Annotated in this window: 9 protein-coding genes; 6 read left to right on the plus strand and 3 right to left on the minus strand. The window is 43.2% G+C overall.

Features of this window, described 5'->3' with window-relative positions; genetic code table 11:
- Nucleotides 1-51 precede the first annotated feature (51 nt).
- Complete coding sequence (locus ACM0OS_RS27885) at nucleotides 52-942, plus strand: ABC transporter permease (protein WP_414546434.1); 891 nt, start codon at nucleotides 52-54, stop codon at nucleotides 940-942.
- Nucleotides 943-986: 44 nt separating this feature from the next.
- Complete coding sequence (locus ACM0OS_RS27890) at nucleotides 987-1343, plus strand: hypothetical protein (protein WP_414546426.1); 357 nt, start codon at nucleotides 987-989, stop codon at nucleotides 1341-1343.
- 125 nt (nucleotides 1344-1468) lie between these two features.
- Here ACM0OS_RS27890 and ACM0OS_RS27895 read toward each other — a convergent pair whose 3' ends face one another.
- Complete coding sequence (locus ACM0OS_RS27895; RefSeq protein WP_414546427.1) at nucleotides 1469-1906, minus strand: peroxiredoxin; 438 nt, start codon at nucleotides 1904-1906, stop codon at nucleotides 1469-1471.
- A gap of 131 nt (nucleotides 1907-2037) precedes the next feature.
- Here ACM0OS_RS27895 and ACM0OS_RS27900 point away from each other — a divergent pair, with 131 nt between their 5' ends.
- The 4 genes from ACM0OS_RS27900 (at nucleotide 2038) to ACM0OS_RS27915 (ending at nucleotide 4653) form a co-directional block, all read left to right on the plus strand.
- A complete protein-coding gene (locus ACM0OS_RS27900) occupies nucleotides 2038-2442 on the plus strand; it encodes an Npun_F0494 family protein (RefSeq protein ID WP_414546428.1) in 405 nt (134 codons plus the stop codon).
- 260 nt (nucleotides 2443-2702) lie between these two features.
- On the plus strand, nucleotides 2703-4178 hold the full coding sequence (cobQ, locus tag ACM0OS_RS27905; protein ID WP_414546429.1) for a cobyric acid synthase CobQ: 1476 nt from the start codon (nucleotides 2703-2705) through the stop codon (nucleotides 4176-4178).
- A gap of 16 nt (nucleotides 4179-4194) precedes the next feature.
- Nucleotides 4195-4434: a 2Fe-2S iron-sulfur cluster-binding protein gene (locus tag ACM0OS_RS27910; protein ID WP_414546430.1), complete on the plus strand. Its 240-nt coding sequence runs from the start codon at nucleotides 4195-4197 to the stop codon at nucleotides 4432-4434.
- Nucleotides 4435-4653, plus strand: coding sequence for a type II toxin-antitoxin system HicB family antitoxin (locus ACM0OS_RS27915; RefSeq protein ID WP_414546431.1), 219 nt, complete (start codon nucleotides 4435-4437; stop codon nucleotides 4651-4653). It abuts the gene before it with no gap.
- Between the two features lie 56 nt (nucleotides 4654-4709).
- Here ACM0OS_RS27915 and ACM0OS_RS27920 read toward each other — a convergent pair whose 3' ends face one another.
- Nucleotides 4710-5156 (minus strand): SRPBCC family protein, encoded by a 447-nt coding sequence (locus ACM0OS_RS27920; RefSeq protein ID WP_414546432.1) that lies wholly within the window; start codon nucleotides 5154-5156, stop codon nucleotides 4710-4712.
- Nucleotides 5157-5242: 86 nt separating this feature from the next.
- Nucleotides 5243-6682 carry a 9,9'-di-cis-zeta-carotene desaturase gene (gene zds / locus ACM0OS_RS27925; RefSeq protein WP_414546433.1) on the minus strand — a complete coding sequence of 480 codons (1440 nt, stop codon included), beginning with the start codon at nucleotides 6680-6682 and terminating at the stop codon, nucleotides 5243-5245.
- Nucleotides 6683-6783 lie beyond the last annotated feature (101 nt).

Here is a 6783-nt window from a genome sequence, read left to right on the forward strand (position 1 = left end):
TCCCCCCATCCCCCCAACTCCCAACTCCCCACTCCCTACTCCCTACTCCCTATGACTATTACTCCTAAATCAGAAATGAATTGGCAGGAATTAGCATCACCGCAAGCAGATATTAATGCTGCTCCCAATTTCTTTGGTGAATTGCTACAAGAGACACTAGCTTTAACTCGCCGCTTGTTTATTCAATTACAACGCCGCCCCTCAACTTTAGTTGCGGGAATTATTCAGCCGGTGATGTGGTTAGTGCTATTTGGTGCTTTATTCCAAAATGCCCCCAAAGGTTTGTTTGGAACTACGACGACAAATTACGGGCAATTTTTGGCGGCTGGTATCATTGTATTTACAGCCTTTGCTGGAGCCTTAAATGCTGGCTTACCTGTAATGTTTGACCGTGAGTTCGGTTTTTTAAATCGCTTACTGGTAGCACCTCTAGCATCCAGGTTTTCCATTGTCTTTGCTTCGGCCATCTTTATTATTAGCCAAAGTTTATTACAAGCAGCTGTAATTGTGGCAGCCGCCGCCTTTTTGGGTGCGGGTTTACCGGATGTCGCAGGTTTAGGTGCGATCGCCTTAATTGTCTTTCTGCTGGCTTTAGGTGTGACAGCCATCTCTCTGGGTTTGGCTTTTGCTTTACCCGGTCACATCGAATTAATTGCCGTAATTTTTGTTACCAACCTGCCGTTGCTGTTTGCAAGTACAGCCTTAGCTCCTTTAACCTTTATGCCTCAGTGGTTGCAAGTTATAGCTACCCTGAATCCTCTCAGCTATGCCATTGAACCAATTCGCTATCTTTATCTACACAGTGATTGGGGATTAGGTAGTGTAGTGATGCAAGCTCCTTGGGGTAATGTTACCTTTGGGGGAGCGTTGTTGGTGTTGTTTGGCTTTGCTCTGATTGCTTTATTGAGCATTCAACCCCGATTACGCCGGACTCTTGCATAAGATGACAGCATAATGTGTTTGGAGTGATTTGAAGTAAAAACCCCATGAAAAAATCATTTTTATCAGTTAGTAAACTTTCTCTAGCCACCTTAGCAGGAATTAGTTTTGCTTCTTTGCTAATGGTTCCACCCAGTTTGGCTCAAATCGGCACAGTAGATCGTGGTACAAATCAAAATACCGACCCCTTGGCTCGCCCCAATTCAGGTGACTTCAATATGTTTGATCTGATTCACCAAGCGAATTTTGGGAATATCAACTGGAATCGGGAGCAACAGCAAGAACAATTGAACTCAGAAGCCGCAAAATTTAGAGCCGCTCAAGAAAGAGCAATTCAAAAACGACAACAGGAGTTAAATACAAATCAGCCATCGAGTTCACCTGAAGAAAGTCAATTACCGTAGATTTTATCCCGTGAATTTTCTATGTGGAAAAGTCCACGGAAAATCTAACTTCCACATCAGGAATCCAAAGTCTCTCTCCTCGCAGGAGAGAGATTTAGAGAGAGGTTTTCCAGATACCGTAAAAACTACAGACCCAGTGCCGCTAAAACATCACTAGCATGGGTAGTGGTATTAACACTAGCATCAACATGGACGATTTTACCGTTAGGGTCAATTACGTAAGTGACACGCTTGGCATAGCCACCACCATCAACATCGTAAGCTTTGATTAAACTTTGGTTAGTATCAGCCAAAAGAGGAAAATTCAAATTATATTTTTGGGTAAAAGCCTGATGAGAAGCTTCATCATCCGCGCTGACTCCCAAAACTACAACATCTTTACCTTGATAATTAGGTTGGGCATCCCGGAAGCTACAAGCTTGTTTGGTGCAACCTGGGGTGTCATCTTTGGGGTAGAAATACAAAACAACTGTCTTTCCAGCAAAATCAGATAATGAAACGGTGTTGCCGTTAGTATCTTTGACGGTAAATGCAGGTGCATCCGTACCAACTGTTAGAGGCATAATGAACCTTTCCTGTTTTCAGATTGATGACTCTGAAATTTTACAATAATTTACAATGATTAAATGAATTACTAGAAAAACTGGTGGTTCGAGATTGGGGGTTGGGAAAATAAATTAATGACTAACGAGTGATGACTAAAGTAGATTCTCAAAATCCGAAAACGTTTTTTTATACCCGTAAAACATTAAAAAGGGCGGAGCGATCGCTTGTGTGTTCTCCCTTCAATATTGGTTTGTGGGAAACGATGGGTCATCAGAGTGTGCCTTTAGGTGCCATCGCCCTGGAAAATGGTGTCAAGCATGGCTACACTCAACGCTCTTTGTCAGAATTGGCGTGTGATAATGCTTTAGGCTGGCTGATTCAAGTAGGTGTACTCCGGCGAGAAGTCGATGGTCAAGGAATTACAGATGGTTTTCGCTTGACTCCTCTAGGTCGCCAGCTACTAGAACAATACCAGGGAAAAAATTGGCCTACTCCCTCTTGGCGCGATCGCCTGTACAATGCAATGATTTACTGGTTTAGACTACCTTATTAGAATTGCCAGTCCTCAAGTTAGGATGTGGTAGTTATGGGGAACAATATATACGTAAAAGCATCAGATTCCTTTATCAAGTCTTTACTAAAGCAATCTCAGTAAATTGAGGAAATTTTGGTAGAGATTCCCGAAGTGAGATGAGGAAGGATACGCTTGTGCTAATTTCCTCTGCTTAACAGCTTCACAGTTGTTAAAAAGCTGATTTTCTACCGTTCACCCGGATATTTCACCCCCTAATTCTCAAAAATTTATAGTGACCTATGAAAGCAATTATGGTAGTGGGGACAACTTCCCACGCAGGGAAATCACTGATAACTACAGCTATTTGTCGGATTTTGTCACGGCGTGGCTGGCGGGTGGCTCCCTTTAAAGGTCAAAATATGGCTTTGAATGCTTATGTCACTGCTAATGGGGGCGAAATTGGTTACGCGCAAGCCGTACAGGCTTGGGCCGCAGGTGTTGTTCCTTGGGTAGAAATGAATCCGATTCTTCTCAAGCCCCAAGGGGATATGACATCCCAAGTCATTATCAAAGGTAGATCTGTAGGCAAAGTCAGGGCCGCAGATTACTACGAACAATATTTTGATATGGGTTGGCAGGCCATTGAAGAATCTCTCAAACATTTATCTACAGAATTTGATTTGCTAGTTTGCGAAGGCGCAGGTAGTCCGGCAGAGATTAACCTCAAACACCGCGACTTAACTAATATGCGGATAGCAACATATTTAAATGCACCAACTATATTAGTAGTTGATATTGAGCGCGGTGGTGCCTTTGCCCATGTGGTTGGTACTCTTGAGTTACTAGAACCAGAGGAACGCCAACTAATTAAAGGTATCGTAATTAACAAGTTTAGAGGACAGCGATCAATCTTGGAACCGGGAATAAAATGGTTGGAAGAACGTATTGGTATTCCTGTGGTTGGTGTCATACCTTATTTTGAAGAAATATTCCCAGCAGAAGATTCCCTTGACCTGTTTGAACGCAAGTCTTATAAAACCAATACAGACCTGAATATTGCCGTCATCCGTTTACCGAGAATTGCCAATTTTACAGACTTTGACCCTTTGGAATCGGAACCAACTGTATCAGTAAAATTCCTAAGTCCCAAGCAAGATTTAGGACATCCAGATGCCGTAATTATCCCAGGTACAAAAACCACCATTAATGACTTGCTATTACTGCAAAAAACTGGTATGGCAGAAGCAATTCAAAACTATGCAGCTTCTGGTGGCACAGTGATGGGTATTTGCGGTGGCTACCAAATGCTGGGGCAAATCATCGCCGATCCTGAAGGAGTAGAAGGACAAGCCGGCAGATTTCAGGGATTAAATCTCCTACCCATTAGAACAGTAATTACAGGACAAAAGATTGCTCGTCAGCGGCAAGTTAGCTCCAACTATCCCCAGATGGGCTTACCAGTGAGTGGATTTGAAATCCACCAAGGGCGATCGCGTATCGAACAACAAGTAGATGGCCAAGCCTACCAACCTTTATTTGATGATGTTAACTTAGGGTTAGTGGATAGCTGTCAATCCGTTTGGGGGTCATATCTCCACGGACTATTTGACAACGGCCCTTGGCGACGTGCTTGGTTAAATCGCCTGCGTCAACAACGGGGTTTAAAATCTTTACCCACAGGTGTTGCCAACTACCGGGAACAGCGAGAACAAATTCTCGACTCTCTGGCTACAGAAATTGAAACCCATTTAGACTTAATACCTTTTTTGTCTTAGTTAGGCTATTTTTTTCATGAGTATTCGCGTCCGCTTTTTACCAGATGATGTCACCGTTAACGCCGAAATAGGAGAAGCCCTCTTAGATGTGGCCCAAAGGGCTGGAGTGTTTATTCCTACAGGTTGTCTCATGGGGTCTTGTCACGCCTGCACCGTGGAACTTGAAGATGGAGATGTCATCCGCGCTTGTATTTCGTCAGTACCACCAGGACGCGAAGAAATGACGATAAATCTATACAGTGACCCCACTTGGTAAATGAGTAATCTTAAGTACAAAATGATTATTCAATGGTCAGAGGAAGACAATTGCTTCTTGGTAGGATTACCAGATTTTCCCGGACAAGAATGGCGAACTCATGGGGATACTTACGAATTGGCAGTAGCCAACGGCATTGAAGCCTTAGAGTCGCTAATTATTGCTTATGAAGCTACGGGCGATACACTACCAGAACCAACAGTATGTAACGCCGCATAGTTTCAGTTGTTTTGTCATGTCAAGTTACTGTTACTGGCAGTCATTAAATAATTGCCTTAGTTATTATCTTTGACATTCAAAGCATATTCTTTAAACCTTTCCAAATCAGCCTGAATTGTAGATTCTACCACCCGCCCCAAAAACAAATTATCCATAATTTTGCCGAGGATTCCCGGTATGGCGTAAGAAATAGTCATTTTGACAATGCTACTATTGTGGCGATCGTAAAAACGAATTGCGCCCTGATTCGGCAACCCATCAACAGATTCCCATTGAATAATTTGGTTGGGTATCACTTTGAGAATACGGGACTTCCACTTAAATTCCAAACCCCCAGTACTCAATTTCCAAAGAGATATATTTGGATCGTCCGGCGAAATTTTCACCGAATCAATCCATTTCATCCACCGAGGCATTTGCTCTAAGTCAGACCAGAGGCTCCATACTAAATCAATAGGAACATCTACTTCTACCTGGACACTATGCTCTAACCAATCTGCCATATTATTTTCTTCCTCTGCGTTATGCCACTTGCTTGATGCTGGGGAAACCATCCACCGCAGTTGCTTCTCTGTACCTTTGTGGTTTGTTATTTCTTCACATTCTCCAGAACCACTTTTGCTGCACGTCGTCCGGAAATTGTGGCTCCCTCCATACTGTCGATGTAGTCTTGCTGTGTATAACTACCAGCCAGAAAGAAATTAGGTATTGGCGTTTTTTGGTGAGGACGGTATACATCCATTCCTGGTGCTTCCCGGTAGAGAGACTGCGCCAGTTTGACCACACTGTACCAAGTCATATTCAATTCCCGTGATGAGGGAAATAATTCATGAACTTGCTTGAGGACATGTTGAGCGATCGCCTCATTATTTTGTTTAATAAAAGCATCTCCCGGTGTAAGTACCAACTGTAATAAAGACCCTTGTCCTGGGCGATAATAATCACTGGGACTGGCCAAAGCTAAATCCGCAAAACAAGAAAAATCTGCATCGGCGGTGTAGAGCAAATTATCTATCCCGGCTGCATGATTTAGCTGTTTACGTTTCTCTGCATCTTGCAGTTCCGTCACCCAGCCATCAAATCTCAGCTGCACTGTAGCTACTGGTACTGCATCTAATTTATAAATATTGTCAAATTCTGACCATTTACGCCATTCTTGGGGTATAACTCGCTGAACTCCGGGGACATCCCCAGCAAAGACATAGGCGTCAGCTGTAATAGTTTCTACTGTGTCACCTTGAGCCACAACCATGCCAGTGACATGAGTTTCTTCACCTAACTGGGTAAATTGAATTTCTCGCACTTGTCGCCGCGTGTGAATTTTCGCGCCTCTAGCTTCGAGATATTTGATAATCGGTTTGTGCAAATACTCATCAGGGGAACCTTCCAGCATCCGCATAATTGAAGCTTCGGTTTTAGCTGCAAAGAACTGGAAGATAGTCAACATACAACGGGCGGAAATATGGTCACAATCAATAAATCCCAAAGCATAAGCAATGGGATTCCACATCCGTTTGATACTTCCTTCACTACCGCCGTGACTGCGGAACCATTCAGCAAAGCTAACTTTATCTAAGTTGCGGATAGTTTTCATCGCCCCATCAAAGTCTACCAATCCCCGAACTATAGGACTAGTACCCAAGGCGATCGCATTTTGGATTTTATCTTGTAAAGATAGTTGAGAAGTCGTAAAAAATGCCTTTAAACCGTTGAAAGGCGCACCTGTGACAAAACGAAAATCTAAAGCGCCCGTGCGTCCACCTTTATTGATAAAAGTGTGGGTATGTTCTTTAAGACGTAAATTAGACAACGCCCCCACTTTTTCCATCAAATCAAATAGCTGGTAGTAACAGCCAAAAAATACGTGCAACCCCATTTCAATATGGTTGCCATCGCCATCTACCCAACTGCTGACTTTACCACCAACAAATGGACGGGACTCAAAAATTTGGACTTCACAACCAGCATCGGCCAAATCTACTGCGGTTGCTAGCCCAGCCAGTCCCGCACCCACTATTGCAACACGCATGATTCCATCTTACCTTTTCAGTTTCTTTACAGATTGTAACTGGGTTGGCTTAGTGGTGCAGAAAACTTTTTGGAGTCTCAAGTTGAAAAAACAGTAACACG

Origin of the sequence: Nostoc sp. CCY0012, from assembly GCF_963920855.1 — a bacterium.
Lineage (GTDB): Bacteria > Cyanobacteriota > Cyanobacteriia > Cyanobacteriales > Nostocaceae > Cyanocohniella.